Below are 26,266 nucleotides of genomic sequence, written 5' to 3' on the forward strand. Positions count from 1 at the left end.
TCCATATACATTAATAATAGACAGGGTTAAAAGCGAGCACCATGGACAAATTTGATACCTTGCAACTTTTTACCCGTATCGTAGAGCTGGGTAGTTTTAGTCAGGCAGCCGATCAGCTAAATATCCCACGCGCTACAGCAAGTAATGCCATTAAGGAGTTAGAGAATAACTTACAGTGCCGTTTACTAGAGCGGACGACTCGGCATGTAAGGCCTCACTAGATGGACAGGCATTTTATGAGCGTTGTACACAAATATTATCGGAACTCGATGATGCCGAATCATCTTTACGTAATGTAATTGCTCAGCCCCGTGGTTTATTACGTGTCGATTTATCAGGCGCACATGCAACTAAAATTGTTTTACCGAATATAGATCAATTTCATCAGTTATACCCTGACATTGAACTGGTAATCAGTACGGGTGACCGCTTGGTTGATCTGTTCAGGGAAGGCATAGACTGCGTGGTGAGAGCGGGGCGTTTAGATGATTCCACTTTAATTGCTAGACATTTGGTCGATATGCCACAGGTCATTTGTGCAAGTCCTGACTATTTAAATAAACATGGAACGCCAGAGCAACCAGAAGATTTGTTATCACATTATTGTGTTAATTTCTTTTCGACATCAGGCGGACGGAATTATCCATTTGAATTGATGGTGAATGGCAAAAAACAAGATTATTTTTTGAAAAGCTGGATCGCGGTAAATGACGCTGAAAACTATGTATTATCTGCCTTACAAGGGGCTGGCTTAATTCAAGTACCGCGCTACCATGTGGCAAATGAATTAAAAAATGGGCAACTGGTTGAGGTTTTATCTGAATGGGAAAGCCCGAAGATGTCAGTTTCTGCTTTATATCCGCAGCATCGGCAGCTCTCGCCACGCGTACGAGTTTTTGTCGCTTGGCTGAGTGAGTTATATACGAGTTATTTTGCCAACTTTGAATACCCGCAAAAATGAAATATCTTGCGGGTAAGTCAAAAACTAAATGATATTTTTAAGACTGATTCTGCAATTTATCTTGAGTCTTGGTCTCAAAATCACTCGCATCATGGCGTTCATGCAACTGCGTAGTTAAATCACCAAAGGTACGATTGACCATACGGCCACGTTGTACCGCAGGGCGCGCTAAAATCGCATCTGCCCAACGTTGAACATTTTTATATTGATCGACACCTAAAAACTCCGCGCCGTTATACACCCAGTTTTTAACAAGACCGCCATACCAAGGGAACGCTGCAATATCAGCAATGCTATATTCAGAACCAGCCAAATATTCGTTTTTTGCCAGATGCTGATCTAATACATCAAGTAAGCGTTTTGTTTCCATTGCAAAGCGGTTAATCGCATATTCAATTTTAACAGGGGCATAAGCATAAAAATGTCCAAAACCACCACCTAAGTAAGGTGCACTGCCCATTTGCCAGAATAACCAATTGAGGCATTCAGTACGTGCAGCAATATCAGTCGGAATAAACGCTTTAAACTTTTCAGCCAAGTAAAGCAAAATTGAGCCAGATTCAAATACTCTTAATGGCGGGTTTTGGCTATGGTCAACCAATGCTGGAATTTTAGAGTTGGGATTAATGTCTACAAAGCCACTACCAAATTGCTGTCCTTCACCGATTTTAATCAGCCATGCATCATATTCAGCATCTTTATGTCCTAACGCTAAAAGCTCTTCTAGCAAAATAGTAACTTTTTGACCATTAGGCGTTGCTAAAGAGTAGAGTTGGAGCGGATGTTTTCCTACTGGAAGTGTATGCTCGTAACGCGCACCTGAGGTAGGTTGGTTTAAATCGGTTTTTTCTCCAGTCCATTGCCAAACTTGTGGAGGAATATAGTTTGAATTACTCATTTTTTATCTCATGTTTGGTGTAAATATAAGGATTTATTTATGTCGCAAGGCAAGCCATTTTTGTACGGTCGGACGTTGCCATTGCTGTAATGCATAATTTTTTAGGCGCTCTGGTACAGCATCACCATTTTGAATAAGACGTTGCAACATTAATGCAATTTCAGCATCCACAATGCTCCATGAACCAAAAAGAAATTCGGCATCAGACGCAAGAAGTTTTTCTGCAACAAAGAAAAGTTTTTCTGCTGCTTTTTGGCCTTGTTCGGAAAGTGGAGTGGACTTGGGCTGAATAAAAATAACATCGGTTGGACGCTCAGTTCTTAGTGCCACTAAGTCCGATCTGAGCCATGCCTGTATTTGTCTTGCTCTTGCGCGAGCTTGAATATCTTTTGGATAAATAGCTGTGTCTGGATAAAGCTCTTCAAGATATTCCAAAATGGCAGAAGATTCTGATAAGGCAAAATCGTTATGCTCAAGTACAGGCACTTTAGCTGTTAATGACTTTTCTACAAAAGATGTTTCAAACTGGCCTTGCTGACCTAAGTCGATGGTTGCTATTTCAAATGGAATTTGTTTTTCGTGTAGTCCTACAAAAACTGTAAATGCATAGGGACTTAGAAATTGTGAATCTGTATACAGCTTAAAATGCTCGTTATTCATTGTTATTGTCCGTGTGATAAACAGATGGGTCTAGTCTAAGTGAGCTAAGCCAAGATTGGGTAGCTTTTTTGTGGAAAAGCTTTATCGGTTTTTGAACTAAGCTATTTCGGTGGTCAACGTTAGGGTTTAATGTGCTGAAAATGTTGACGAACAATGCTAAGCCAAGCTTGTACTGCTGGTGAAACAGGAAGATTCTTTTTCCAAGCCATGACTAAATGCCACTGAATATTTGGTTTTTCGAGTGGCACTGCTGCAAATAAAGTCGGGTCAAGCATGTCGGTATAATATTGAGGGAGAAGCGCAATTCCCATACGTTGTAAAACCATGTCTGCCAAGAGGTGCCATTGACTGGTACGGCAAGCAATGGTTGGGTAAAAACCATGCTGCTTACAAGCATCGAGAATAATACTGTTTAAAGAGAAATTTTCAGGAAACATTAAAAATGATTGGTGTTGTAGCTCTTCTAGATTTATTTTTTTGCGGGTTGCCCAAGTTGCATCACGACGTAAAAGTACCATTAAAGGGTAGTTACATAATTCGATGCTATTAAAAGTTTGTTCATCAAAAGGCTGCAATAAAACCCCAACGTCTAGCTCATTATTGAGTAAAGCCTGTTCAATACCGCGTGAACCCACTTCCATAAAAGCTAATTCAATATCTGGCCATTGGCGATGAAAGTCAAATAGGGCAGTCGTTAGGAGCTGTGAACCTAAAGGTGGAACGCCAAGTTTTAAAGTACCTGTTTTTAATTGTTGGTAGTTTTCTATCTCAAGAAAGATGTTTTGCTCTGCCTGAAGAAGTTCGACCGCATGTTGATAAATACGCTCTCCAATTTCGGTTAATTCAATTTGTCTTTTTCGTCCATGATCGGGTTTAACCAAAAGCTGTACCTGAAGTTGCTCTTCGAGTTGTTGTAATATTTTACTAATGGTGGGCTGAGTCAGATATAACTCTTCAGCAGTACGGGTAAAACTTTTAGTTTTAACCAGAGTAACAAAGCACTGTAATGATTTTAGAGAAAGCATAATAAAGAATAAGTTATTCCATTTTGGAATAATATTAACATGAATAATTCATATTTAGCAGGTTTAACCAAGCTAGCATAATAGTGTAGTTAACCATTTAATTTCGAAAAATGAGTACTGAATCTGCTTCTGGAACACCCACACAACCATCATTGTTCGTGTTAGTTAAACAAATTTTGATTTTGGCTGGTTTTTGGTGGATCGGATATCTCTTACACCAAAAACTCGGTGTGCCTGTCTCGGCAGGTATTTTAGGTATGTTTTTATTGCTTTTATGCCTGTTCTTTAAAATTATCAAAATGGATCAGGTGGCAATGGGAGCAACTGTGGTTTTAGGTGAGCTATTACTGTTTTTTGTGCCTGTAGTCGTTGCCGTTGTCCAGTATAAAACCCTGTTTATGACCGAAGGATGGCAAATCGTCTTAAGCATTGCGGTTGGAACCATTTTAGTCATGTTAAGCACTTCACTGACTATTCATTATTACAATCGTTTGAAGGCTTACTTACAGGCTAGAAAACGTCTTCAACATAAGCATATCTAAAGAGCATAATGACATGAATATCTGGTCAATTCTTTGTCTCATCTGGACTTTGGTCGCTTATGTTGTGGCAAAGCGAATCTATCAAAAACATCCAAAACTTTGGTTATCACCCGCAATTAGTGTGCCTGTACTTACCATCATTTTGATGACGATTTTTGGAATTTCATACCAAACTTATTCAGAAGATACCCAGTGGATTGTTAATTTATTAGGTCCTGCAACGGTAGCTTTCGCTATACCGATTTATCGTTATCGGGAAACGATTCGTAAAAACCTCGGAGTTCTTACGATTGCGATTATTGTGGGCATGAGTGTAGGCGTGATGACTGCTTATAAAATGGCGCAGTGGTTCCACTTTAGTCCTGAAGTCACTAACAGTTTGATGGCACGTTCTATTTCAACACCTTTTGCCATGATTTTAGCTGAAGATATTCATGGTTCGGCGGCATTGGTTTCCCTATTTACTGTTATTACCGGTTTGGTCGGTATGATTTGTGGCGATGCAATTTTGGCAATTACTAAAATCCGTTCTAATGTGGCAAATGGTGCCGCCTTGGGTAACGCAGCGCATGGTTTTGGTACAGTCAGAGCACAGCAGCGCAATAGTGAAGAAGGGGTGATTGCCAGTTTAACCATGGTTATTGCTGGTATTTTAATGGTACTCATTGGACCATTTGCGATTCATCTATGGTTGCTGTTGTAAGGTTTACCAACATTGACTTGGCGTGCTGTTGAATAATCTTTGATAATTTTTTGATAGCTTGTTGCATCAGTTCGGGTTCAAAATCGCCTAAGCCGACAATTAAACCCGAACGTCGCCGCTCTTTTGAAAATGTCGGTGAAATTGCTTTGATGGCAATACCTGCATCGACTGCCGAGCTTGCAACGTCAATATCATTAATATGTTGAGCAAGCCATAACACCATATGCATGCCTTGATCGCCCGGCTGTAACCAAGCCAGTTCTTGAGGTATGTATTTTTCAATCAGACCAATAATGTATTCTCGAACTTCTGCATAGACATTTCGAGTCCGTCGAATATGCCGCTCTAAATAACCCTCTTGAATAAACGCAGCCAAAACGTGTTGGTCAGCAGCAGGCGGGTGCCGATCAATTAAGACTCTAAGCCCACAAAAAGGAGCTACCAGTTCTTTAGGCAACACTGCATAGCCAAGCCTAAGCGATGGAAATAAGACTTTGCTGAAAGTCCCAAGATAAATGACTTGGTCAGGTGCCATGCCTTGCAAAGATGGGAAGGGCTGACCGTTATAACGAAGTTCACTGTCATAGTCATCTTCAATGATCCATGCATTTTGCTGTTTTGCCCAAGCTAATAAAGCTGTACGTCTTGCTAGACTCATTGGCATGCCCAGTGGATATTGGTGAGAGGGTGTCACAAAAGCAGCACGTGCATGTTTAGAAAGTTTAATTCCGGTTTCAACCTCAATGCCTTCTTCATCAACAGGAACACGTACCATACGAATGTTTTGTACAGTATGCTCAAAAATGGCTGTTGTCCCACGATAAGCTGGATCTTCAACCCAAACTTCATCTTTCGCCTCAAATAAAATTTGGCTGCAAACATAAAGTGATTGTTGAATGCCGGGCGTAATCACAATTTGTTCAGGTTCGCAGTGGACAGAACGTGACCGTCGTACATAGTCTGCTATAGCAATTCTTAGTGATAATACACCTTGAGGCTCGCCATAACCCGAAGGAGCACCTGCACCCCGTGATCTATATTTATTACCAAATTTACGCCAGATATCACTTGGTTGAGTACGTCCAGCGGGGACAGATACCGCAAAAGGAACATGGGGAAGTGGCTTAAATTCATCAAGCACTTTGGCATATGAACGTGCCGATTTGGTCAAAAAGATCGAGTTAGGTTTATTTTCTTTCGATGAATGTTGTATTGCAGATGTTTTAACCAAAGCATGAGACACATAAGTGCCAGTTCGTGGTTGAGAGTCAAACACACCTTCAGCTAAAAGCTGATCATAAGCTTCAATAATGGTTCCGCGAGCGACACCTAGGGTTAAAGCCAGTTCACGAGAAGAAGGCAATGGATCACCGGGTTGTAAATCACCACTTTGTACAGCTTCACGTAAAGCTTGAGTCAGTTGAGCACTTATCTTTCCTTTGCTTTTATCAATCTTTGCAATAGACGGAAGTTCCACAACTTTTGCCATTCTTGCCATAATTCTGGTCTACTTAAAAAAATACAAAGTGGTTCTTTTTAATAAACCACATAAACCAGAAAATTTACAACACAAAATATAAATAGCCCTGATATTTACAGCGAGGTTTTTAGCCATGTATATCCCTGATGATTTTGCAGAAAACCGTTTGGATGTATTGCATTCTCTTATTGCAGACTATCCATTTGGGGTGCTTTTTACGCATGGAAGTAATGGCTTAGATGCAAATCATCTTCCATTCGAGTTGCAAGCAAATGAAGGGAAATTTGGCATGCTACATGCCCATGTGTCACGAAATAATTCTGTTTGGCAGGACATTAAAAATGGAGATGAGGTATTGGTCGTTTTTCAAGCAGGCGATGCTTATATTTCACCAAACTGGTATCCATCTAAACATGAACAGCACAGACAAGTACCCACATGGAACTATAGGGTTGTGCATGCTTATGGCAAAGTGACGATTCGAGATGACGAACGTTACGTTCGCGGTGTTGTGGCTCGTTTAACCCGTACTCATGAAGCATCTCAACCTGAACCATGGAAAATGTCCGATGCACCAAAGGATTATCTTGAACCGATGTTAAAAGCCATTGTAGGTATCGAGGTTGAAATTACCAAGCTGCAAGGAAAATCAAAACTTGGGCAAAACAAAGAACGCCGAGACATTTTAGGCGCAGCAGATGGCCTATTGAAATCTGGTCATCAAACTATAGCGAATGCCATGTACAGTGTGGCTGAGTTAAATAAATAATTTTGAAAATATAAAAGCTTAATATCAATTGAGGAGATAAAGATGTCTTTGACTACACCTGTTGAATTAGTGGGTGAGCACGTTATTTTAAAGCCGCTAGATGTAACTCAAGCTGAAGCGCTCAAAGAGGCCGTTTGCGATGGGGAACTCTATAATCTTTGGTATACCCGTGTGCCAAGACCTGAACAGATGACTGCTGAAATTGAAAGACGTCTTGATTTGCAAAAATCCGGCTCTATGTTGCCATTTTATATTGAAGACCGAAAAACGGGACGAGCGCTGGGCATGACAACACTCATGCATATTGAAGAAGCGCATCGCCGTGTAGAAATTGGTTCGACATGGTACCGCAAATCTGCACAGCGTACGCCTGTAAATACTGAATGTAAAAAGCTATTGTTGGCTCATGCATTTGAGACTTTAAACTGTATTGCGGTTGAGTTACGCACATCTTCTTTAAATGTTCAAAGCCAAGCCGCGATTGTACGCTTAGGTGCAAAGCTCGATGGTGTGCTAAGAAGCCATCAAATTGTGAAAGATGATATTTTGCGGGACACTCATGTTTATAGCATTTTAAAACATGAGTGGCCTGCGGTCCGTCAAAATCTAGAATGGCTATTGAGCAAACCGCGTTAAAAAGAATTTAAACAAACTGCTTTTCTCTTTTTTGGCTTAGCCAAAAGAGAGAAGCTGCGGCAATCACCAGCCATGGTATTAAAGCTATATTCATTGCTTTCCAGCCAAATAAATCCAGTAAAGCACCTGCACTAAACGAACAAATCAAACCGACAACAAAAACGGTCATATCGTTAATGGCTTGGGCCTTGGCTTTTTCAGCTACGGAATAGGTTCCTGTGAGTAAAGAAGTACTGCCAATAAATAAAAAGTTCCAACCCACGCCTAATAAAATTAAAGAAATAGCAAAAGATGCGAACTGAATACCTGAGAGAGCAAACCCAATGTAGCAAGTAAATAATAAAAGACCTGCAAACATGATTTTAAGCACACCAAATCGAGCGATTAAATGTCCAGTAAAGAATGAGGGTAAAAACATACCAAGTACATGTAGTTGAATGACTGTCGTAATTGACCCAAGTTCATGGTGTGAATGACGCATAGCAATTGGTGTGGCAGTCATACCTAAAATCATAATGCCATAACCTGTGACGGCACCAAACAGAGCAACTAAATAGGTCGGTTGAAAGACAATCTGTTGCCACGGACGACCAGCAGTAAAGTCAGACTTTTGCTCAACTGTATCAGCTATATGTAAGCTAGATAAAATGCCCATTGCCACAAGTGAGATGATACTAATAATTAAAAATGAACCGATATATTCTAAATGCTGGAATAAGGGTCCACCAAAACGGGCTAAAGTCGGACCAATCAGTGCTGCAACAATTCCACCTGCCATCACCCAAGAAATAGCGCGTGAGCGGAACGCATCATTTGCCACTTCACTGGCAGCAAAACGGTAAAACTGAGCAAAGGATTGATAGGCCCCGACACATAGCGTACCCAAAGCCAGAAGCATGAGTGAGCTATAAAAAATACCAATTGATGCAATAATGCCGCCGAGCACACCTAAGAAAGCGCCAAATAGAAAACCGTTACGTCGTCCTACACTTGCCATGAGCATTGATGCAGGGAACATCATCAAGGCCGTACCTAAAAACATAGAGGCGATGGGCAGCGTTGCAAGTGTTGGGGTATTTGCAATATTTGCCCCAGCCAAGCCACCAATGGTCATGACCATGACAGAAACGGTTTGGAAAAGTGATTGGGAACTCGCCAAAATTAATACTTGGCGGTGCATAGTATTTTGCAGCATAAAGAGCCTTTAATTATATTCAGCAATGGCTGAGGCTAGGTGTCCGGTTTTTACATAAAGAGAAGCGCCAGACAAACCAGCTTGAAAATGTGCATGTGTTTTCGGTGGTAGGCGTATCCATGTGCCAGTTTCATAAACTATTTCTTTATCAACTAATTGACCTTGGGTAATCAAAATTTCGATTCCACCCTCAGCTTTTTCAGTAAAAAGTTGCTGCGGCTTGAGTTTTTCTAAATAAGTGTGTTCATAACTTGCATCAACCAATGTGCAAATTAAACGCGAATCTATTTCTTGCCATTGTGCTGGGTCATTGGTATTGATTCGTAAGGTTTGAGTTTCTGACGTAGGAATTTGCATAAGTTTGACAAAAATCAATGTACCTTCTTCACTCGATGGTTGGTGTACTGACTGATGGGGACTCCGTAAATACCATCCAGCGGAGTAGTGCAGATTTTGATTTTCAGTAAATACGCCTGAAAGTACGAGGATTTCTTCACCATGATGATGTCGATGTTCAGGGAAGGTCGTATGGGGCGCATATTTCACCAAACTGGTCGCACGGGCTACTTCATCACCAATACGATCAAGCATGACCCGATCAACTTCCCCACGGGGAGATTTCACCCAGTGATAGTCTTCAGGTTTGATAATCACAGCCTGTGAAAAATCGGCATGGATCAACATGAATACTCTCCTCCTAAAGGCAATTCTCTTTATTCAATAACAAAATAAATAAAGTGAGTGAGCAAGCCTACTCAAGATGTAAAAATTTAATCGTTATGAATAGATTACAGAGCATTTTAGAAATAAAGATTTATAAGTCCAAATGAGATAATCTACTTACCCAATAAAGAAAATCTTTAGCGTTATGAATTCACCAGTTTATCTCAATGCACTTCGTGCTTTTGAAGCCAGTGCACGACACAAAAGTTTTTCTGCTGCGGCAAAAGAGTTAAATGTTACTCCGGCCGCAGTGGGGCAATTGGTACGCACACTTGAAGATTGGTTAGGTTTTCCTTTATTTCATCGGCAAACTAACGGTAAAAATCGGCTGGTTGCTACCGAACTGGCTGAGTCGGTTTTACCGGATATTCGGGCGGGTTTTGATAAGTTGACTTTGGCTTTGGAAAAATTAAAACAAGATTCTCTATCAGGTGTGCTTAATATTGCGGTAAGTCCAGCATTTGCTGAAAAATGGCTATTACCAAGAATTGATCATTTTCAAAAACAATATCCAGATATTGATATTCGTTTAGACATTAACTTGAAAACCGTAGATTTTTTAGAACAAAAAGTCGATGTGGGGGTGAGATATGGGCAAGGCCAATGGCAAGGTTTAGAAGCCGTTAAACTTATGGATGAAGAGGTTTATCCCGTATGTTCGCCCGCATTTTTAAATGAACATTCATCGCTTTTAACGCCGAGCGATCTAAAAAATATCACTTTAATTCATGACCTTTCGATGGAAAAACATCAACAATTTCCGGGGTGGCAATCTTGGCTAAAAAGTGTAGGTTTGAATGACATTAATATTAGCCGTGGTATGCAAATCAACAGTTCATCTGCAGTTTTACAGGCTGCAATGGAAGGACATGGTGTTGCGTTAGCGCGTAGTGTTATGGTGCAAAAAGATATACAAACCGGACGTTTGATACGATTATTTCCTCAAATTAACTTCTCATCGCCCTTTTCTTATTATTTGGTGTACCGACCACAATACGCAAATTTACCTAAAGTCAAAATCTGCCTAGATTGGTTTTTTGAAGAAATTCATCGAATATAAAATTAATCATTAACCTGAAGTTAATAACTAACGATATAGGTTGATTGATCGAAATTCCATAAAGCGTTTTTATAGATTCAGAATAAAACTGCGATCTATAGGTAAGTACATGGAAGGATCAGTTCAGAATAAAGAACGGTTATGGACAAAGCGGCGTCATGCCAAACAACTAAAACTAGAGATGGCAAACCAATATACCGATGGTGTGGTAATCCCAACTCAGGACATTATTAAAGTTTTAGAAACCCTGATTACACCGGGTGACAAAGTTGTACTGGAAGGAAATAACCAAAAGCAGGCAGATTTCCTTTCGCGCTCTTTAGCACAAACCAATCCAGATATTTTGCATGATTTGCATATGATCATGCCGAGCGTTGGGCGCTCGGAACATCTTGATCTGTTTGAAAAAGGCATTGCGCGTAAACTCGATTTTTCTTTTGCTGGCCCACAAAGTTTGCGTATTAGTCAGTTAATTGAAGATGGTTTACTAGAGATTGGTGCGATTCATACCTATATCGAACTATATTCACGTTTGGTAGTCGACCTCATTCCAAATGTGGTGCTCTCAGCGGGCTTTATGGCAGACCGTCAAGGCAATATCTATACAGGCCCAAGTACTGAAGACTCTCCAGCACTTATTGAACCTGCTGCTTTTAGTGACGGTATCGTGATTGTTCAGGTCAATGAACTGGTCGATGACGTCTCAGAGTTACCCCGTGTCGATATTCCTGCTTCTTGGGTGGATTATGTGGTGGTGGCGGATCAGCCATTTTATATCGAACCGTTATTTACTCGAGACCCGAAACATATCAAGCCAGTGCATGTGCTCATGGCGATGATGGCAATTCGCGGAATTTATGAAAAGCATAATGTGCAATCATTAAACCATGGTATTGGTTTTAACACTGCGGCAATTGAACTGATTTTACCGACCTATGGTGAATCTTTAGGTTTAAAAGGAAAAATTTGCCGAAATTGGACACTAAATCCGCATCCAACCTTAATTCCAGCGATTGAAACAGGTTGGGTTGAAAGCGTGCATTGTTTTGGTACCGAACTCGGTATGGAAAAATATGTTGCAGCTCGTCCCGACGTGTTCTTTACAGGTCGTGATGGTGCGCTACGTTCCAACCGCATGATGTGTCAGCTCGCAGGTCAGTACGCCGTTGATTTGTTTATTGGCGCAACTTTGCAAGTTGATGGTATGGGCCATTCTTCAACTGTCACCAAAGGTCGTTTGGCTGGTTTCGGTGGTGCACCAAACATGGGGCATGATCCACGTGGACGTCGTCACGATACGCCAGCATGGCTGGATATGCGTTTGCAAGGTGCCAATGAAACAGAAACCTATTTGGCACGTGGTAAAAAGTTAGTTGTTCAAATGGTGGAAACCTTCCAAGAGGGTGGCAAGCCAACTTTTGTAGAACGTCTTGATGCGATTGATGTGGCTAAAAACGCAGGTTTGCCTTTAGCCCCGATCATGATTTATGGCGATGATGTGACCCATTTACTGACCGAAGAAGGCATTGCTTATCTATATAAAGCAAACAGCCAAGAAGAGCGCCAAGCCATGATTGCTGCGGTGGCAGGTGTGACCAGTATTGGTTTAACTCAAGACCCAAAAACGACAGCGCGCTTGAGACGTGAAGGTCTGGTGGTATTCCCTGAAGATTTAGGTATTCGCCGTACCGATGCCACACGTGAACTTTTAGCTGCAAAAAATATTGCCGACTTGGTGACATGGTCTGATGGTTTATATCAACCCCCTGCAAAATTTAGGAGTTGGTAATGATGGCACAAGTTCAATATCAAACATTTAGCGATAGTCAGCTTTTAGCAGATATGGCGGTCGAGGCTTTAATTGATGAAGTTAACCTGACGCCTAAACCAGCCTTGGTAGATCGCCGTGGCAGTGGTGCACATGATGACCTGACTTTGGAATTAATGGAGCGCTCTGCGAAAAGTTTAGGACCCATGTTTGAAGCGATGGCTCAAGCTGCGAAGCATCACGGAAAAGTTTGTCTGGCCTTACGCGAAGACATTGGAGAAATTGGCCGCCAAGGTGAAAAGACCATGATGTTGGCGACAAATGGTGTCAACACACATCGCGGTGCAATTTGGGCATTAGGGTTAATGGTTACCGCAGCAGCATTAGCGCACACGAATCAACAGTACTTTTCTGCTGTTGAGCTATGCCAGTTAGCAGGCCAGATTGCTCAGTTTGAAGATCGCTTTATTCCAAAGCAGGCTTTGAGTCATGGTCAGCAAGTACAAAAGAAATTAGGCATCTTAGGTGCCAAGGAACAGGCACAACAAGGCTTTCCAACTATTGTGAATTTTGGGTTAAAGCAACTTTATCAAAGTCGTAGTAAACCCATGAAAGAAGAGTTTGCTCGCTTAGATGCCTTACTTGCCATGATGACTGACCTGACCGATACCTGTGTGCTTTATCGCTCTGGCACATCTGGTTTAAAGCGTATGCAACAAGGTGCTCAGCAAATACTGGATTTGGGCGGTAGTTCAAGCTTAGAAGGTCGACGTGCTTTGCATCTTTTAGAGATTGACCTGCTTCGGATGAAGGCGTCTGCTGGTGGAGCCGCAGACTTATTAGCAGCAACACTATTTATAGATCGTGTTGAGCAGACATCTGTCAAAAAATAAAGAAGGATTTTGATTATGGAAACACTTCATTTTGAATTTGTGGCGACAGAGCCACCTGTAAAAAAAGCGTTGGTAGGATGTGTTGGCTCGGGCGATTTAGAAATTTTGATGGAACCTGGTGAAAAGGGAAAAGCCTCTATTCATGTCGTTACCTCTGTAGATGGCAGTGCAGCACGTTGGCACAACCTTTTTGAACGGATTTTTACTGCTCAAATACCGCCAGCGGTCAATATTGATATTCATGACTTTGGTGCAACTCCCGGTGTCGTTCGCTTACGTCTGGAACAAGCATTGGAGGAGATTGCTCATGACTGATATCGAGAGCTTGTTAAATAAACAAGATTTTATTGAGCTGAGTGCAAGAGAGCGTGCTAAAGCATTATTAGATGAAGGGACTTTTCGAGAGTTACTCGACCCATTTGCCCGTGTTATGTCGCCTTGGCTCGTTAAACAGAATATTGTGCCGCAAGCCGATGATGGCGTGGTGATTGCAAAAGGATCTATTCAAGAACGCCCAGTGGTTTTAATTTCTATTGAAGGCTTATTTCAAGGTGGCAGTTTAGGTGAGGTGGGCGGTGCCAAAATTGCGGGTGCCTTAGAACTTGCGGTTGAAGACAATCTAAAAGGCATTCCAACAGCTGCAATTTTATTGTTGGAAACGGGTGGCGTTCGCTTACAAGAAGCAAATCTGGGTTTGGCTGCAATTGCTGAAATTCAGGCTGCAATTGTGAACTTACGGCAGTATCAACCCGTAATTGCTGTGGTCGCAGGCAGTGTAGGGTGCTTCGGCGGTATGTCAATTGCAGCTGGACTATGTAGCTATATTGTAATGACACAAGAAGGACGTTTAGGTCTAAATGGCCCACAAGTGATAGAACAAGAAGCTGGTGTACAAGAATATAACGCCAAAGATCGTCCATTTATATGGAGTATTACGGGTGGTAATCAGCGCTTCACTAGTGGTTTGGCAGATGCTTATGTAGACGATGATCGCCAGAAAATTCGTCAGCGAGTCATCGATTATTTAACTCAAGGCGTACCTCATCAGCATCGTAGTTCAAATTACTCATTCTATTTAGAAAAGCTACAACAAGTTGATACTGCTGAGCAGATTACCCCAGCACAAGTTCAAGCTTTGTATCAAGGAGAGCAAGCATGAATATCGCCGTTGATACATTAAAAGCATCTACTCGCGGTGCACATTGGTTTAAAGCACTCACGCAGGGCTTTAAAACAGTTGAAGGTTTTCCAGCTTCGATTTGGGTGGCTGATGGTCAGCTTGACCAGCAAGCGGTACGTGTGATTGCCGTTGTTCAAGACAGCAATAATCTGTTCCCTCGGGCAAAACAAGGGGAAGTTGGATTATTAGAAGGCTGGAGTTTAGCAAAAGCAGTTAATGAAGTAATTCAAGCTGATATTCATTCGGAAACTAAACGCGCTATTTTATGTTTAGTTGATGTTCCAAGTCAGGCCTATGGGCGCCGCGAAGAATTATTAGGTATTCATCAAGCTTTAGCGGGTGCAGTAGATAGCTATGCTAGAGCCAGATTGGCAGGTCATCCTATTGTGAGTTTATTGGTTGGTAAGTCGATGTCTGGTGCTTTCTTGGCGCATGGATACCAAGCCAATCGTATTATTGCCTTAAAAGATTCAGGTGTTATGGTGCATGCAATGGGTAAGGAATCTGCTGCACGCGTTACCTTGCGGTCAGTTGATGAGTTAGAGCAATTGGGGTCAAGCATTCCTCCAATGGCTTATGACATTGAAAGTTATGCCACGCTTGGTTTGTTATCGGAACTGTTATCTGTTGAAAACCCTGAACAACCGACAAACGATGATCTTTTGTTAGCGAAACAGGCAATTGCTCAAGCGTTTAAAGAAATTAATGCTGAGCAATCGAGAGGACTGGAACAAAGACTGCATGGCCAAAACCGTCAAATGTCTAAAAAGGTCCGTGAATTATTGCGTGAGCAATGGTCATGAAACTTAAGCTCGAAGCCCATGATTTGTTGTGGGGTATGACGGTCGATTGCTTGGCTGATGATGCTCCGCATTGGGTGAGAGAGGTATTGCAACGTGGTGATCCTGTTGTGGTTCGACGGGCAATTACTCCTGTAGATCAGGTGGCTGTGGGTGTAAGAGGACAACTTCGCTATCAACGATATGCAGCTCAAATGCCAAGATCTTTAATTAGCAGGCAGCTTAAGCCAGAAGCGCTGACTCGCGTAGATACGCAACAGTTTGAGCACTTGGCAGAACGTTTACAGAGCATTTCCAGCATTATGAAAAACTTTTCAGAATGTTGGGGATATACAGGAAGTTTCGGCTTTGAACTAGCAACGGGAATTGAAACAGTAAATCAGCAAAGTGACATAGATTTGTTGATTCGAGCTGAACAGCCTTTTGCCAAAAAGCAGGCGGTTGAGCTACTCGAAAATTTTCAGCAAGCAGGGCTGAATGTGGATATACAGCTTCAACTTCCACAAGGCGGTTTGGCATTAAAAGAATGGGCAAGGAATAGCAGAAAAGTTCTATTAAAACGTCCTGATGGTGCTGTTTTATTAGAAAACCCATGGAATTAGGGAATGATATCATGGCTTCAATTTGGGTATATCCGGGACAAGGTGTGCAACGAAGCAATATGCTGCACGACTTACCTCAAAACGCTCTGGTTAAAGAATACCTTGAGCGTGCATCGGATGCACTCAAAGCAGATGTTTTGATGCTAGATAGTCCAGCTGCATTGCAGTCGACACGTGCAGTACAGCTTTGTTTACTGATTTCAGGTGTGGTGAGTTCAGCTTTATTAACAGCGGAAAACTTAACACCTGATTATGTAGCGGGTCTATCAATTGGCGCATGGTCGGCTGCGGTTATAGCAGGAGTTTTAGCCTTTGAGGATGCCGTTCGTTTGGTTGCCTATCGAGGTGAACTCATGCAAAACGCCTATCCAACTGGCTATGGTATGACGGCCCTGATTGGTACAGACTGTGCAGCTGTTGAAACATGGGTCAAACAAATTTATGAAATAACGCCAGAGGTGTTTGTCGCAAATATTAATGCACATAACCAGATTGTTATTTCAGGAAGCTTTGAAGCCATGACTCAAGTTGCTGTTTTAGCAAAGCAACAAGGCGTGGTGGCAAAAAAATTAGATGTATCGGTGCCATCGCACTGTGAATTATTAAGTCAGCAAGCAAAGCAACTTGCAGCGTCTATGGAGGGAGTGACTTTAAAGCAGCCTAAAATACGTTATTTAAGTGGTACAACGGCTCGTACGCTTAGCAGGCCAGAACAGATTGGTGATGACTTGGCTTTTAATATGAGTCGAACTGTAGATTGGGAAAGTACCATCCAAGCTGCATGGGAGCGAGGTGTGAGGTTACAGATCGAAGCTTTGCCGGGAACGGTGCTTACTACACTTGCACGTCGAACATTTAAAGAAGGAACTGTATTGTCATTTCAGGGAACACGTTTAGACAGCATTCAGATGGCAATGCAAAAAGAACAGGCAAATAGTTTTTCTTTTTGAGTCAGATTTTACAAAAGCATAAATGATCCAAGGATATGAGGGATTGTCATGATTATATATGGAGTTGGTTTACTCGCACTTTGCACCTTGGTTGGTGTAATTGCTGGTGATCTATTAGGCGTTTTATTGGGTGTAAAGTCCAATGTTGGTGGCGTGGGTATCGCCATGATTTTACTCATTTGTATACGGTTATGGATGGAAAAACGTGGAATGATGACAGTTGAAACTGAAAAAGGAGTTTCATTCTGGGGCACCATGTATATCCCGGTTGTTGTTGCTATGGCAGCCCAACAAAATGTAGTGGCAGCATTATCGAGTGGCCATATGGCACTCTTTGCGGCTGTAGTCTCAGTTGCAGTTTGTACGCTTACTATTGCTGGTCTAAGTCGATTTAACAAAGCCAGCCCTTTACCTAAAGAAGAGGACACAGCCTTAAACCGAATCGGAGGTAAAGTTCATGGTTGAATTATTATTAAAAGACTTAACACATTTAGGTTTAATTACAGCTTTTGCTTTAATTGCCTTAATTATGTGGCTGTCGACCAAGCTCTCTAAATATTTAACCAATGGACGTGTGCATGCTTCAGCAATTGCGATTGTAATTGGTTTGATTTTGGCATGGTTTGGCGGAAAAATGACAGGTGGTGAAAAAGGCTTGACTGACCTTGCACTTTTTACAGGTGTAGGACTCATGGGCGGTGCAATGCTTCGTGACTTTACTATTGTAGCCACAGCATTTGAAGTACAAGCGACTGAGGCCAAAAAAGCTGGATTTATTGGTGCCTTCTCTTTATTTCTCGGGACCATTTTGCCATTTATTGTCGGTTGTATGTTTGCGTGGATTTTTGGCTATCGCGATGCGGTAAGTATTACCACAATTGGCGCAGGTGCAGTGACTTACATTGTTGGGCCAGTTACGGGTGCGGCCATTGGTGCGAGTTCTGAGGTCATGGCGTTATCAATTGCAACTGGCTTGGTGAAAGCAATCTGTGTAATGGTTTCAACACCACTCACTGCGAAATTTATGGGATTAGACAATCCACGTTCTGCGATGATTTTTGGTGGTTTGGCAGGAACGGTAAGTGGCGTGTCAGCTGGTTTAGCTGCTACAGACCGCCGTTTAGTGCCTTACGGTGCACTTACAGCAACTTTTCACACGGGCCTTGGTTGCTTAATGGGTCCAACTATTCTGTTCTTTGCGGTTAAAGCTTTGGTGGGTTAATACGTATTTTATAATCAGGCAAAAGAGCTGTTGTTATTCGCAGCAGCTTCTATCTTTTAAAGTTAGATGCAAACATACGACATTCAGCAATCAGAGCAAGTAAGTTTGGGTCGCGTTCTTTACTTTTTAAAAAGACCAGACCAATTTCTTGTTGCATGTGGTATTGCTGTTTTAAGGGAATAAGTTTTACCGAACTTTCATAAACCGCAGAAATACGACCAGGTAATAGTGCGAAACCGACACCTGAGCTGACCATACTAATGAGGGTAAAAATATCATTGACCTGTAAAGCAACTTTAGGTGAAAAACCGGCTTTTTTAAAAATGATGTCGCTGTCGTTATGAGTGGCAAAACCCTTGGTTAAAGTTAAAAAAGTTTCTTCTTTTAAAAGGCTTAAATCAATGTCTTTAAAATCGGCATATTTTGAATCTTTATTAACTGCCAAAAAAATATCGTCTGAAAACATTGGCAAAATTTCAAAGTCATCATCTTGAGTGGTTTCATTTAAAGCTACAATGATTGCATCCAGCTCAGTGGCTTTCAGCTTTTTTACCAAATCCTGATTTGAACTCAGCAACAGTTGAATATCAAGCTCACTACGTCTGAGTTTAAGACCGCTAATCACATTTGGAATCGTATTTACAGTCAAAGAATAAAGTGAACCTAAATGTAAAACTTTGGCTGCAAAACCAGCGGCTTCTCTGGTTTTATTTACGGTGATAAAAATGTCTTGTACGATTTTTTGCGCCCGTTCTTCAAATACATAAGCACTTTTTAAAGGAATGAGGTTACGGCCTTCATTTTTAAAAAGAGGACAACGTAAAGCGCTTTCTAAAGAGTGTAGTGCTTTATGAACACTGACATTACTCAGTTGCATTTCTGCCGCGGTTTTAGACAAGTTGCCACAGCGCATAAAGGCCAAAAAAATCTGTATTTTTTTAAGAGTCAGTTCTTCATCTATTTCCATATTAACATCCAGATATTCTTACTCTTAAAATCGCGCTTTAAGATGAAACTATCATAAATTAAATACTTTAAAATTGTGCTTAGGTCGAAGCATCACTTTACAGGCTTGCTTCGACCCTTTGTTGAATAGTTTTGATGACTTGATCTAAAGCAGCTTGAATTTTTTCGTTCCACTCAAAAGAACAATTGATTCTCAAATAATGCTGCTGTGCAGGTAAAACACTAAAGAGTGGGCTTGGCGCAACACCAATATCTTGTTGGATGAGTTCTTCATAAATTTGCATGCTATCGAGTTTATGAGGCAATTTAACCCATAGAAAATAACCGCTTGGGTAATAATAAATCTCACAGGTCGCGGGCAGATGTTGCTTCAAATAGTGGTAAAACTGCTTTTTATAACGTTCAAGTGAAAGTCTAAGCGTGCGTAAGTGTTTTTCATAATGATGATGAGACAGAAATTCAACCAGCGCATTTTGAATGAGTGCATTCACTGAAATAGTACTCATAAGCTGCAAGTGTTGAATATGGTCCGAAAATTTACCCGCATAGACCCAACCGACCCGAAAGCCTGCGCCTAAAGTTTTAGAAAAAGACGAGCAGTGTAGCACCAGATTTTGTTGGTCAAAGTACTTCATCGAAAGTGGTTTTTGCCCGCCATAATAAAGCTCTTCATAGACATCATCTTCAATTAAGTAAATTTGGTGTTCATGAAGCAGTTTGGCAATTTTATATTTAATCTCATCACTGACCGTAAACCCAATCGGATTATGGCTATTTAACATGAGCCAACATACTTTAATTGGATATGTATGAATAACCTGCTCAAAAGCCTCTAGGTCAAAACCATGTTGTGGATGTTCGGGAATGGTAATGACCTTAAGCCCTAAACGTTCAGCAGCCTGCCAAGCACCGTAAAACACGGTTTGTTGCAATAGAATATAGTCACCCGGTTTGGCTACTGCTTGTAAAGAAAGATTGAGTGCATCTAATCCTCCAGATGTAATGACAATGTCATCTGGATCGGTCTGTATGCCTTGCATACAGTAGCGCTGAGCAATTAGTTTTCTTAACGCTAAATTACCGGGAGGTAGGCTTGCTGTCTGGTCATAGCTTTGCCTTTGCCGTGCAAGTTGCCCCATAATTTGAATAAGTTTGGGAGCAGCTAAAAGTTGACTATCAGGAAAAGCTGAACCAAAAGGCACAACAGACTCATGTTGAATCGATTTAAGATATTTAAAAACTAAAGAATTAATTTCAATTTTAGAATTAAGTGAAACGATCGAATATTGTTCCAGTGGCTTTAGTGCAATTTGCTCGGCAACAAAATAGCCAGACTTTTCCTTTGAATAGATCAGACCTTGTGATTCAAGCTCCTGATAAGCATTCATCACAGTCATTAAACTAAAACCAGAACGTTGGACCTGATCTCTTAATGAAGGTAATTTCTCATGTGCATTTAAAGTGCCGCTTTCAATAAGTTGGCGAATGCTATGGGCGAGTTGTTCTGATTTATACATGTATGGGCTGCACGAAATAACAAAATAAAAGATGCACTGAACCAATAATAAATGCCGCTTGCAGAATCTACAAACGGCATTTGTTTATAAGGATGGGTTTACTTTAAGTAAGGGGCAGCATAAATCAATATCACTTTAAACAAACCCGCAATCACAGCTAAGGCTAAAAAACCGCCAAGCCATAACAGAATAAACCATTGGGTTTGACTGAGTTTAACTGACGACTTTTTCATAACACCCCCGTACCTTAATGATAACCTTCATCACCTACACGAACTTTGTCACGGAATACCCAGTAAGACACAATGGTGTAAGTAATAATGATTGGAATCAGAATAAGCGCACCCACTAAAGCAAACATTTGACTGGAATGAGGCGCTGCCGCTTGCCAAATCGTAACTGATGGTGGAATGATATTTGGCCACAAACTAATTACAAAACCAGTAAAGGCAAGGAAGACCAATGCCAAGGTATATATAAATGGTTTGTGATCTTGCTGTTTTTTACATGCCGATAAAATCAGGCCAACAAACAATAAGACCAAAATAGGCACTGGACTAAAATAAAACAGATTTGGTAAAGAGAACCAACGATCTGCAATTTCGGGGTGTGTTAACGGCGTATATAAGCTGACGGCACCAAAGATAATGAGCAGCGCAATAATTAACTTTGGCATCAGCTCATACATACGTTGCTGCAAGCCTTTTTCAGTTTTTAAAATGAGCCAACCACAGCCTAAAGTGGCATACATGGCAACTACACCAATACCTGTGAAAATGGAAAATGCAGTAAGCCAGTCAAAAGGGCCACCGGCAAAAATACCGTTTTCGGTTTTAATCCCTTGAATATAGGCCCCTAAAATAATCCCTTGGAGGAAGCTCGTTAAAACCGAACCCCAAATAAAAGCTAAGTCCCAAAGGTGTTTGGTCCGATGAGCTTTAAAACGGAATTCAAAAGCAACTCCACGGAAAATCAAGGCAATGACCATGAAAATAATAGGCAGGTAGAGCGCAGATAAAACCGTTGAATAGACCAGCGGGAAGGCTGCATACAGGCCAGCACCCCCAAGTACCATCCAGGTTTCATTACCATCCCAGACAGGAGCGACGGTATTCATCATCACGTCACGTTCTTGGCTATTCTTAATGAAGGGGAACATAATCCCGATTCCTAAGTCAAAGCCATCCATGACCACGTAAATTAAAACACCTAAACCGATAATACCGACCCATATTAAAGAAAGATCAATCATGACGGTTCTCCCCAGAGTTTTGTTTGCTGTCAATATTTTCATCAACTGCACTAAGTGGACGCATCGGTGTTTTAAAGTGTCCTACGCCGCCTGCTTCCATATTTGGCGTGTCGATAAATACAGGGCCTTTATTAATGAGTTTTAAGGTGTAGTAAATTCCACTACCAAAAACGATTGTATACACCACCACAAAAATAAAGAGACTTAGACCCACCTGATCTGCTGAAACAGTATGCGATAAACCATCTTTGGTCCGCATAATGCCATAGACCACCCAAGGTTGACGGCCTACTTCGGTAGTAATCCACCCAGCCAGCATTGCCACATAACCTGCAGGTCCCATCACTACAGCAAATTTATGAAACCATGATGTTTCATAGAGTTTTCCTCTTTTACGTAACCAAAGAGCAATGAGTGATAAGGTGACCATAAGGACGCCAAGACCCACCATGACACGGAAACTCCAGAAAATAATGGTCGAGTTTGGACGGTCTTCAGGTGCGAATTCTTTTAAGCCAGTCACTTGTCCATCTAAACTGTGAGTCAAAATTAAGCTACCCAAATATGGAACGCCCACTTCAAAGTGATTTCGTTCTTCTTTCATATCCGGAATGGCAAATAACAGTAGTGGCATAGGCTCGTTATGATTGGTTTCCCAGTGGCCTTCCATAGCAGCAAGTTTGGCAGGTTGATGCTCACGAGTATTTAAACCGTGGTTATCGCCGATCACCACTTGTAAACAAGAAGTCACAAGCACCATCCATAAACCCATCGAGAATGATTTTTTCACCAATTCATCACGACGGCCTTTTACCAAGTGCCAAGCAGATGTTCCCACTACCAATAAAGATGAAACCAAGAAGGCAGCAGCACCCATATGCGCAAAGCGGTAAGGGAAGGACGGGTTGAAGACAATAGCTAGCCAGTCTTTTGGCACAATAATGCCATTTTCGATGGCAAAACCCTGCGGTGTTTGCATCCAGCTATTGGACGATAAAATCCAGAACATCGAAATACATGTTCCGATGGCAACCATAAGCGTTGCAAAGAAATGGGCTCTAGGACCAACACGGCCCCAACCAAATAGCATGATTCCTAAGAAACCCGCTTCTAAGAAGAAGGCACTCAAGACTTCATAGGTAAGTAAAGGACCAGTAATGCTTCCTGCTACTCGTGAAAACTCACTCCAGTTGGTACCAAACTGATAGCTCATCACGACACCGGAAACAACTCCCATACCAAACGCAACGGCAAAGATCTTAATCCAGTATTTAAATAGATCTTTATAAATAGGGTTTTGCGTTCTTAACCATTTCCATTCCAAAACTGCCAAAAAACAGGCAAGTCCAATAGAGGTGGCCGGAAAAATAATATGGAAGGATACTGTAAAAGCAAATTGTATTCGTGCTAATTCTAAAGCGGTTAGACCGAGGCTCATAAACTTTCCCCCTGTGAACTAGCTGATGATGATTAAATGATTTAAATACTTAATTTCAGGCAAAAAAGTACTTTGGCAATTAGGCTTACTTCTGTGATAAATGTTCTTAGCAAGTAAAGTGCCAACAGGGTAAAGCAACATAATTGCTTGATATTTCAAGAGAATAGAACGATTGATTGTTCTCAATCTGTTAACAAAGTTTAGGCTTGATGTTGCATTTGTAAAAATACATGTTGCATTGAAACATTGATGAAATATCTGGCGATATGCAATAGATCGTTTCATGAAAACTACCTACCTTAAGAAGTTTTCTTAATCATGCACTCACTGTATTTGTATATGTAGATACAGAAATTTTTTATAAAACTATAACAGTTAAACCGTGTTTTGATGGCGTGCTATAGTTTTTTTTCAATCATCTGTAGCTATATATCCAGTCCTCTAAAGTTCAAAATAAAAATGAACAGGATTTACCGCCAACCTAAATCAACTTTCAAGACATAATGTGAACGCTGTTTTAGATTTTATATAAGTACATGATAGTGTTCTTCTTTTCTATTCCATTGTTGTTTTGTGTAGGGTCTGGTTGTTGCGTGTTTCTTAAAGACCTAAGTGTAAGTGTAGCGCTTCTAAAATAGCTTGGATGTTAAAAAATGTTTATCACTTCTCAACTGAACATTATTCATAAAATTATTAAAAATCAGTCTATTTCCACCTTGGTAATAGATCAGTTGGAACAGACTTATGTGAACCTTGAAGCAACCTTACTTAGAGCGAAAGTACTCAGGGATTTTTCTAAAACTCAAACCGTGTATTTAATTCAGTCTCACATTGAGCCACAGCAAAGCAGTTTGGCTTATCTATTCTCGCCATTTATTTTTGCAAACTTAAACAAAGCAGCCATTTATACAACACCGGCGACTCCATCTGTGCTAACTATCCTTAATAAATACTATCAAGCTGACAAGAAGGTCGTATTTAAGGTAGACGAAGTTTTAGAAAGCCTAAAAATATATCTAGATTTAGAACTAATAGAGATAGGAGAAGCTGAATTTATTTATTTAAATTTAATTAAAGCATTATGTCGAAGTGATATCTCTACAGTTTTTTTAATCACCCATTTAGAGCTTGATTTAGAGGCTTTAAAGCAACTTGAACAGTTCTTAAAAATAAAAATTCATTGGGTAAAAGTCGTAAAAGATGAGGGTCTAAAAGGCTTAGATCAGCTAGATATGCGTAAATTATTATTTAAAAATAAAGATGAAGTGTATGTTCAATTATGCGCTCTGTTTGCTCAAATGAATGCAGCACTGGTCGGCCTATGCGATATCTTTACTGCCAATCAAATGACACACTTAATTGATGACATGTTTTACTCAGAGCATATTTTCGAAAAACTTTCTGTCTATTCAGAATATATGCAAACCTTATTGCAAAGTCAGCATAGTCTTCACAAAAAACAAATTGCTTAGCAATGCCATGCTTTTGATTGGTGTTATATCAAGATTGAATACTGTTATAAAAAAATAATCGTTTTCATGTGAAATAAATATTTTATGGTAAAAGCAAAGCAATATTGGTTTTACTTACATGACAAATTTAAATTTTGAGCATCATCTCGGTTCACTAACGCATGCAGCACTAAGTCAGGCTTCAATCATTTCGCGGGTATGGGGTGAAGGACCTTCTGAACGGTATGATGAATTGGCAAGTAACTTCAGACCGACTTTTGCCCGTATTAAAGAAGGGGCTTTAATCCGTGAGCAGCAGCATATTTTGCCCTATGAACAACTTCAATGGCTTAAGGATATTGGTTTTACACGGTTAAGACTTCCAAAAACTCATGGGGGCTTTGATGCAACTATTCCTGAACTATTTGCATTGCTCATTGAACTTGCAGAGGCCGACTCAAACTTACCGCAAGCTTTGCGTGTGCATTTTGGTTTTACTGAAGATGTGTTGGTAAGTAAAGACAAAACGTTTCAACAGCGTTGGCTTAACCGAATTGCCAATGGCGAAACAGTGGGTAGTGCATGGTCTGAAGGCGGGAAAGAGTCAATCGATCAGTTTGAAACTCACTTATATCGAGATAGTGACGGAAAAATTCGCGTTAAAGGCAAAAAATACTACACCACAGGGAGCCTATATGCAGACTGGGTGGATGTTGGGGTAACAGATTTAAAAGGAGAGTCTGGCTCAGTTGTTGTTCGCCGTGAAGATGAAGGTGTCGAAATTGTCGATGACTGGAATGGCTTTGGACAGCAGCTTACTGCAAGTGGTACGGCATATTTCCACGATGTATTGGTTGATGAAGCTGAAATTTTACCTGACGATGACCGTTTTAAATATTCGGCGGCTTACTATCAACTGGTTCAACTGGCAATCATTACAGGTCTAGGGCGTGCTGCAACCTATGATGTTTCTCAAGCTGTTGCTAAACGTACCCGAAACTACACGCATGCGAATTCCCAGTTTGTAAAATAGGACCCGCAAATTTTACAAGTAGTAGGACAAATTCGTGGTGCGGCTTATAGTGCAGGAGCGATTGTTGAAAAAGTTGCACAAAGCTTACAGCGTGCTTACTTGGCTGCATTTCAAAATAATGAGCAGCTTGAAGAAGAACAAAATGCACTTGCCGAGCTTGAAAGTGCGCAGTCTCAAACGGTCATTACCGATCTAATTTTAAATGCTTCCACGATTTTATTTGACGCTTTAGGTGCTTCTGCAACAGACAAAGATTTAGGTCTAGATCGATATTGGCGTAATGTAAGAACTTTATCTTCACATAACCCAAGAGTATTTAAAAATCGAATTGTAGGTGATTTTAGTGTGAACGGAACATTACCACCTTATCAATGGCGAATTGGTGAAGTTGCTAAACAATAAATTATAGTTTTAGATATTAAGCTGCTATTTTGAGTGGCTTAATATTATTTTTATTTCTTAAAATAAATTATAAAAAAACTATTAGAATAAAATCATATTTTGTTTGGGGTATATATTATAAAGAAAATATAAAAATTGCT

25 protein-coding genes and 3 pseudogenes are annotated in these 26,266 nt (G+C 40.8%); 17 read left to right on the plus strand and 11 right to left on the minus strand.

Annotation, left to right across the window (positions count from 1 at the left end; all coding sequences use genetic code 11):
* Positions 1–41: 41 nt before the first annotated feature.
* Positions 42–961: pseudogene (locus R5R67_RS11025) on the plus strand (LysR family transcriptional regulator).
* A gap of 37 nt (positions 962–998) precedes the next feature.
* Here the strand turns inward: R5R67_RS11025 and yghU are convergent.
* The 3 genes from yghU to R5R67_RS11040 all read right to left on the minus strand — a co-directional run bounded on the left by yghU (position 999) and on the right by R5R67_RS11040 (position 3,544).
* Positions 999–1,859, minus strand: coding sequence for a glutathione-dependent disulfide-bond oxidoreductase (gene yghU / locus R5R67_RS11030; RefSeq protein ID WP_000071894.1), 861 nt, complete (start codon positions 1,857–1,859; stop codon positions 999–1,001).
* Positions 1,860–1,892: 33 nt separating this feature from the next.
* Complete coding sequence (gene yfcF, locus R5R67_RS11035) at positions 1,893–2,519, minus strand: glutathione transferase (RefSeq protein ID WP_001058363.1); 627 nt, start codon at positions 2,517–2,519, stop codon at positions 1,893–1,895.
* Positions 2,520–2,638: 119 nt separating this feature from the next.
* Positions 2,639–3,544 carry a LysR family transcriptional regulator gene (locus tag R5R67_RS11040; protein ID WP_000949917.1) on the minus strand — a complete coding sequence of 302 codons (906 nt, stop codon included), beginning with the start codon at positions 3,542–3,544 and terminating at the stop codon, positions 2,639–2,641.
* A gap of 110 nt (positions 3,545–3,654) precedes the next feature.
* On the opposite strand from R5R67_RS11040, the gene R5R67_RS11045 reads away from it, so the two are divergent.
* Both R5R67_RS11045 and R5R67_RS11050 read left to right on the plus strand, forming a co-directional pair.
* The gene (locus tag R5R67_RS11045; protein ID WP_000102771.1) at positions 3,655–4,086 is read left to right on the plus strand and encodes a CidA/LrgA family protein; all 432 of its coding nucleotides are present in this window, start codon (positions 3,655–3,657) and stop codon (positions 4,084–4,086) included.
* 13 nt (positions 4,087–4,099) lie between these two features.
* Entirely contained in the window at positions 4,100–4,789 is a 690-nt protein-coding gene (locus R5R67_RS11050; RefSeq protein ID WP_001028714.1) for an LrgB family protein, read from the plus strand.
* Here R5R67_RS11050 and R5R67_RS11055 read toward each other — a convergent pair.
* Positions 4,749–6,287, minus strand: coding sequence for a PLP-dependent aminotransferase family protein (locus tag R5R67_RS11055; RefSeq protein WP_025467459.1), 1,539 nt, complete (start codon positions 6,285–6,287; stop codon positions 4,749–4,751). The two genes, R5R67_RS11050 and R5R67_RS11055, sit on opposite strands and share 41 nt — an antisense overlap.
* A gap of 115 nt (positions 6,288–6,402) precedes the next feature.
* Here R5R67_RS11055 and R5R67_RS11060 point away from each other — a divergent pair, with 115 nt between their 5' ends.
* Positions 6,403–7,038, plus strand: coding sequence for an FMN-binding negative transcriptional regulator (locus tag R5R67_RS11060; protein WP_000275746.1), 636 nt, complete (start codon positions 6,403–6,405; stop codon positions 7,036–7,038).
* Between the two features lie 42 nt (positions 7,039–7,080).
* On the plus strand, positions 7,081–7,674 hold the full coding sequence (locus R5R67_RS11065; protein ID WP_000060344.1) for a GNAT family N-acetyltransferase: 594 nt from the start codon (positions 7,081–7,083) through the stop codon (positions 7,672–7,674).
* A 7-nt stretch (positions 7,675–7,681) separates the two neighbouring features.
* Here the strand turns inward: R5R67_RS11065 and R5R67_RS11070 are convergent, their stop codons facing one another.
* Both R5R67_RS11070 and R5R67_RS11075 read right to left on the minus strand, forming a co-directional pair.
* Entirely contained in the window at positions 7,682–8,869 is a 1,188-nt protein-coding gene (locus R5R67_RS11070) for an MFS transporter (protein WP_000941187.1), read from the minus strand.
* A gap of 9 nt (positions 8,870–8,878) precedes the next feature.
* Positions 8,879–9,553 carry a cupin domain-containing protein gene (locus R5R67_RS11075; RefSeq protein WP_000905128.1) on the minus strand — a complete coding sequence of 225 codons (675 nt, stop codon included), beginning with the start codon at positions 9,551–9,553 and terminating at the stop codon, positions 8,879–8,881.
* Positions 9,554–9,737: 184 nt separating this feature from the next.
* Here R5R67_RS11075 and gcvA point away from each other — a divergent pair, with 184 nt between their 5' ends.
* The 10 genes and pseudogenes from gcvA to madM all read left to right on the plus strand — a co-directional run bounded on the left by gcvA (position 9,738) and on the right by madM (position 18,067).
* Positions 9,738–10,652 (plus strand): transcriptional regulator GcvA, encoded by a 915-nt coding sequence (gene gcvA / locus R5R67_RS11080; protein WP_001088001.1) that lies wholly within the window; start codon positions 9,738–9,740, stop codon positions 10,650–10,652.
* A 109-nt stretch (positions 10,653–10,761) separates the two neighbouring features.
* Positions 10,762–12,441 carry a malonate decarboxylase subunit alpha gene (gene mdcA, locus R5R67_RS11085; protein ID WP_000399245.1) on the plus strand — a complete coding sequence of 560 codons (1,680 nt, stop codon included), beginning with the start codon at positions 10,762–10,764 and terminating at the stop codon, positions 12,439–12,441.
* Positions 12,441–13,326 (plus strand): annotated as a pseudogene (locus tag R5R67_RS11090) (triphosphoribosyl-dephospho-CoA synthase). Before mdcA ends, R5R67_RS11090 begins: the two are co-directional and overlap by 1 nt.
* 2 nt (positions 13,327–13,328) lie before the next feature.
* Complete coding sequence (locus R5R67_RS11095; protein WP_000448951.1) at positions 13,329–13,628, plus strand: malonate decarboxylase subunit delta; 300 nt, start codon at positions 13,329–13,331, stop codon at positions 13,626–13,628.
* Complete coding sequence (locus R5R67_RS11100; protein ID WP_000129620.1) at positions 13,621–14,472, plus strand: biotin-independent malonate decarboxylase subunit beta; 852 nt, start codon at positions 13,621–13,623, stop codon at positions 14,470–14,472. Before R5R67_RS11095 ends, R5R67_RS11100 begins: the two co-directional genes overlap by 8 nt.
* A complete protein-coding gene (gene mdcE, locus R5R67_RS11105; RefSeq protein ID WP_001017587.1) occupies positions 14,469–15,296 on the plus strand; it encodes a biotin-independent malonate decarboxylase subunit gamma in 828 nt (275 codons plus the stop codon). The genes R5R67_RS11100 and mdcE overlap by 4 nt, the downstream gene beginning before the upstream one ends.
* Positions 15,287–15,895 carry a malonate decarboxylase holo-ACP synthase gene (locus R5R67_RS11110; RefSeq protein ID WP_000245149.1) on the plus strand — a complete coding sequence of 203 codons (609 nt, stop codon included), beginning with the start codon at positions 15,287–15,289 and terminating at the stop codon, positions 15,893–15,895. The genes mdcE and R5R67_RS11110 overlap by 10 nt, the downstream gene beginning before the upstream one ends.
* 11 nt (positions 15,896–15,906) lie before the next feature.
* Positions 15,907–16,845 (plus strand): malonate decarboxylase subunit epsilon, encoded by a 939-nt coding sequence (gene mdcH / locus R5R67_RS11115; RefSeq protein WP_002040913.1) that lies wholly within the window; start codon positions 15,907–15,909, stop codon positions 16,843–16,845.
* Positions 16,846–16,893: 48 nt separating this feature from the next.
* Positions 16,894–17,310, plus strand: a complete 417-nt coding sequence (gene madL / locus R5R67_RS11120) for a malonate transporter subunit MadL (protein WP_000587904.1) — start codon at positions 16,894–16,896, stop codon at positions 17,308–17,310.
* Positions 17,303–18,067: a malonate transporter subunit MadM gene (madM, locus tag R5R67_RS11125; RefSeq protein ID WP_000229914.1), complete on the plus strand. Its 765-nt coding sequence runs from the start codon at positions 17,303–17,305 to the stop codon at positions 18,065–18,067. The genes madL and madM overlap by 8 nt, the downstream gene beginning before the upstream one ends.
* 49 nt (positions 18,068–18,116) lie before the next feature.
* Here the strand turns inward: madM and R5R67_RS11130 are convergent, their stop codons facing one another.
* The 5 genes from R5R67_RS11130 to R5R67_RS11150 all read right to left on the minus strand — a co-directional run bounded on the left by R5R67_RS11130 (position 18,117) and on the right by R5R67_RS11150 (position 23,240).
* Positions 18,117–19,034, minus strand: coding sequence for a LysR family transcriptional regulator (locus tag R5R67_RS11130; RefSeq protein ID WP_000401804.1), 918 nt, complete (start codon positions 19,032–19,034; stop codon positions 18,117–18,119).
* A 97-nt stretch (positions 19,035–19,131) separates the two neighbouring features.
* Entirely contained in the window at positions 19,132–20,550 is a 1,419-nt protein-coding gene (locus R5R67_RS11135) for a PLP-dependent aminotransferase family protein (protein ID WP_000278264.1), read from the minus strand.
* A 98-nt stretch (positions 20,551–20,648) separates the two neighbouring features.
* Complete coding sequence (locus R5R67_RS11140; protein WP_000749814.1) at positions 20,649–20,783, minus strand: hypothetical protein; 135 nt, start codon at positions 20,781–20,783, stop codon at positions 20,649–20,651.
* 14 nt (positions 20,784–20,797) lie between these two features.
* Positions 20,798–21,802, minus strand: a complete 1,005-nt coding sequence (gene cydB, locus R5R67_RS11145) for a cytochrome d ubiquinol oxidase subunit II (protein ID WP_000566431.1) — start codon at positions 21,800–21,802, stop codon at positions 20,798–20,800.
* Positions 21,795–23,240 carry a cytochrome ubiquinol oxidase subunit I gene (locus R5R67_RS11150; RefSeq protein ID WP_000052002.1) on the minus strand — a complete coding sequence of 482 codons (1,446 nt, stop codon included), beginning with the start codon at positions 23,238–23,240 and terminating at the stop codon, positions 21,795–21,797. Before R5R67_RS11150 ends, cydB begins: the two co-directional genes overlap by 8 nt.
* A gap of 653 nt (positions 23,241–23,893) precedes the next feature.
* On the opposite strand from R5R67_RS11150, the gene R5R67_RS11155 reads away from it, so the two are divergent.
* Both R5R67_RS11155 and R5R67_RS11160 read left to right on the plus strand, forming a co-directional pair.
* Positions 23,894–24,712, plus strand: coding sequence for a hypothetical protein (locus R5R67_RS11155; RefSeq protein WP_000471034.1), 819 nt, complete (start codon positions 23,894–23,896; stop codon positions 24,710–24,712).
* A 118-nt stretch (positions 24,713–24,830) separates the two neighbouring features.
* A pseudogene (locus R5R67_RS11160) lies at positions 24,831–26,126 on the plus strand (acyl-CoA dehydrogenase family protein).
* Positions 26,127–26,266: the final 140 nt, after the last annotated feature.

This window comes from Acinetobacter sp. OYA S30 (genome assembly GCF_033599315.1).
Lineage (GTDB): Bacteria > Pseudomonadota > Gammaproteobacteria > Pseudomonadales > Moraxellaceae > Acinetobacter > Acinetobacter baumannii.

Coding starts and splice junctions, on each gene's coding strand:
- yghU (WP_000071894.1), bottom strand. CDS start 1,859: ATGAGTAATTCAAACTATATTCCTCCACAAGTTTGGCAATGGACTGGA.
- yfcF (WP_001058363.1), bottom strand. CDS start 2,519: ATGAATAACGAGCATTTTAAGCTGTATACAGATTCACAATTTCTAAGT.
- R5R67_RS11040 (WP_000949917.1), bottom strand. CDS start 3,544: ATGCTTTCTCTAAAATCATTACAGTGCTTTGTTACTCTGGTTAAAACT.
- R5R67_RS11045 (WP_000102771.1), top strand. CDS start 3,655: ATGAGTACTGAATCTGCTTCTGGAACACCCACACAACCATCATTGTTC.
- R5R67_RS11050 (WP_001028714.1), top strand. CDS start 4,100: ATGAATATCTGGTCAATTCTTTGTCTCATCTGGACTTTGGTCGCTTAT.
- R5R67_RS11055 (WP_025467459.1), bottom strand. CDS start 6,287: ATGGCAAGAATGGCAAAAGTTGTGGAACTTCCGTCTATTGCAAAGATT.
- R5R67_RS11060 (WP_000275746.1), top strand. CDS start 6,403: ATGTATATCCCTGATGATTTTGCAGAAAACCGTTTGGATGTATTGCAT.
- R5R67_RS11065 (WP_000060344.1), top strand. CDS start 7,081: ATGTCTTTGACTACACCTGTTGAATTAGTGGGTGAGCACGTTATTTTA.
- R5R67_RS11070 (WP_000941187.1), bottom strand. CDS start 8,869: ATGCTGCAAAATACTATGCACCGCCAAGTATTAATTTTGGCGAGTTCC.
- R5R67_RS11075 (WP_000905128.1), bottom strand. CDS start 9,553: ATGTTGATCCATGCCGATTTTTCACAGGCTGTGATTATCAAACCTGAA.
- gcvA (WP_001088001.1), top strand. CDS start 9,738: ATGAATTCACCAGTTTATCTCAATGCACTTCGTGCTTTTGAAGCCAGT.
- mdcA (WP_000399245.1), top strand. CDS start 10,762: ATGGAAGGATCAGTTCAGAATAAAGAACGGTTATGGACAAAGCGGCGT.
- R5R67_RS11095 (WP_000448951.1), top strand. CDS start 13,329: ATGGAAACACTTCATTTTGAATTTGTGGCGACAGAGCCACCTGTAAAA.
- R5R67_RS11100 (WP_000129620.1), top strand. CDS start 13,621: ATGACTGATATCGAGAGCTTGTTAAATAAACAAGATTTTATTGAGCTG.
- mdcE (WP_001017587.1), top strand. CDS start 14,469: ATGAATATCGCCGTTGATACATTAAAAGCATCTACTCGCGGTGCACAT.
- R5R67_RS11110 (WP_000245149.1), top strand. CDS start 15,287: ATGGTCATGAAACTTAAGCTCGAAGCCCATGATTTGTTGTGGGGTATG.
- mdcH (WP_002040913.1), top strand. CDS start 15,907: ATGGCTTCAATTTGGGTATATCCGGGACAAGGTGTGCAACGAAGCAAT.
- madL (WP_000587904.1), top strand. CDS start 16,894: ATGATTATATATGGAGTTGGTTTACTCGCACTTTGCACCTTGGTTGGT.
- madM (WP_000229914.1), top strand. CDS start 17,303: ATGGTTGAATTATTATTAAAAGACTTAACACATTTAGGTTTAATTACA.
- R5R67_RS11130 (WP_000401804.1), bottom strand. CDS start 19,034: ATGGAAATAGATGAAGAACTGACTCTTAAAAAAATACAGATTTTTTTG.
- R5R67_RS11135 (WP_000278264.1), bottom strand. CDS start 20,550: ATGTATAAATCAGAACAACTCGCCCATAGCATTCGCCAACTTATTGAA.
- R5R67_RS11140 (WP_000749814.1), bottom strand. CDS start 20,783: ATGAAAAAGTCGTCAGTTAAACTCAGTCAAACCCAATGGTTTATTCTG.
- cydB (WP_000566431.1), bottom strand. CDS start 21,802: ATGATTGATCTTTCTTTAATATGGGTCGGTATTATCGGTTTAGGTGTT.
- R5R67_RS11150 (WP_000052002.1), bottom strand. CDS start 23,240: ATGAGCCTCGGTCTAACCGCTTTAGAATTAGCACGAATACAATTTGCT.
- R5R67_RS11155 (WP_000471034.1), top strand. CDS start 23,894: ATGTTTATCACTTCTCAACTGAACATTATTCATAAAATTATTAAAAAT.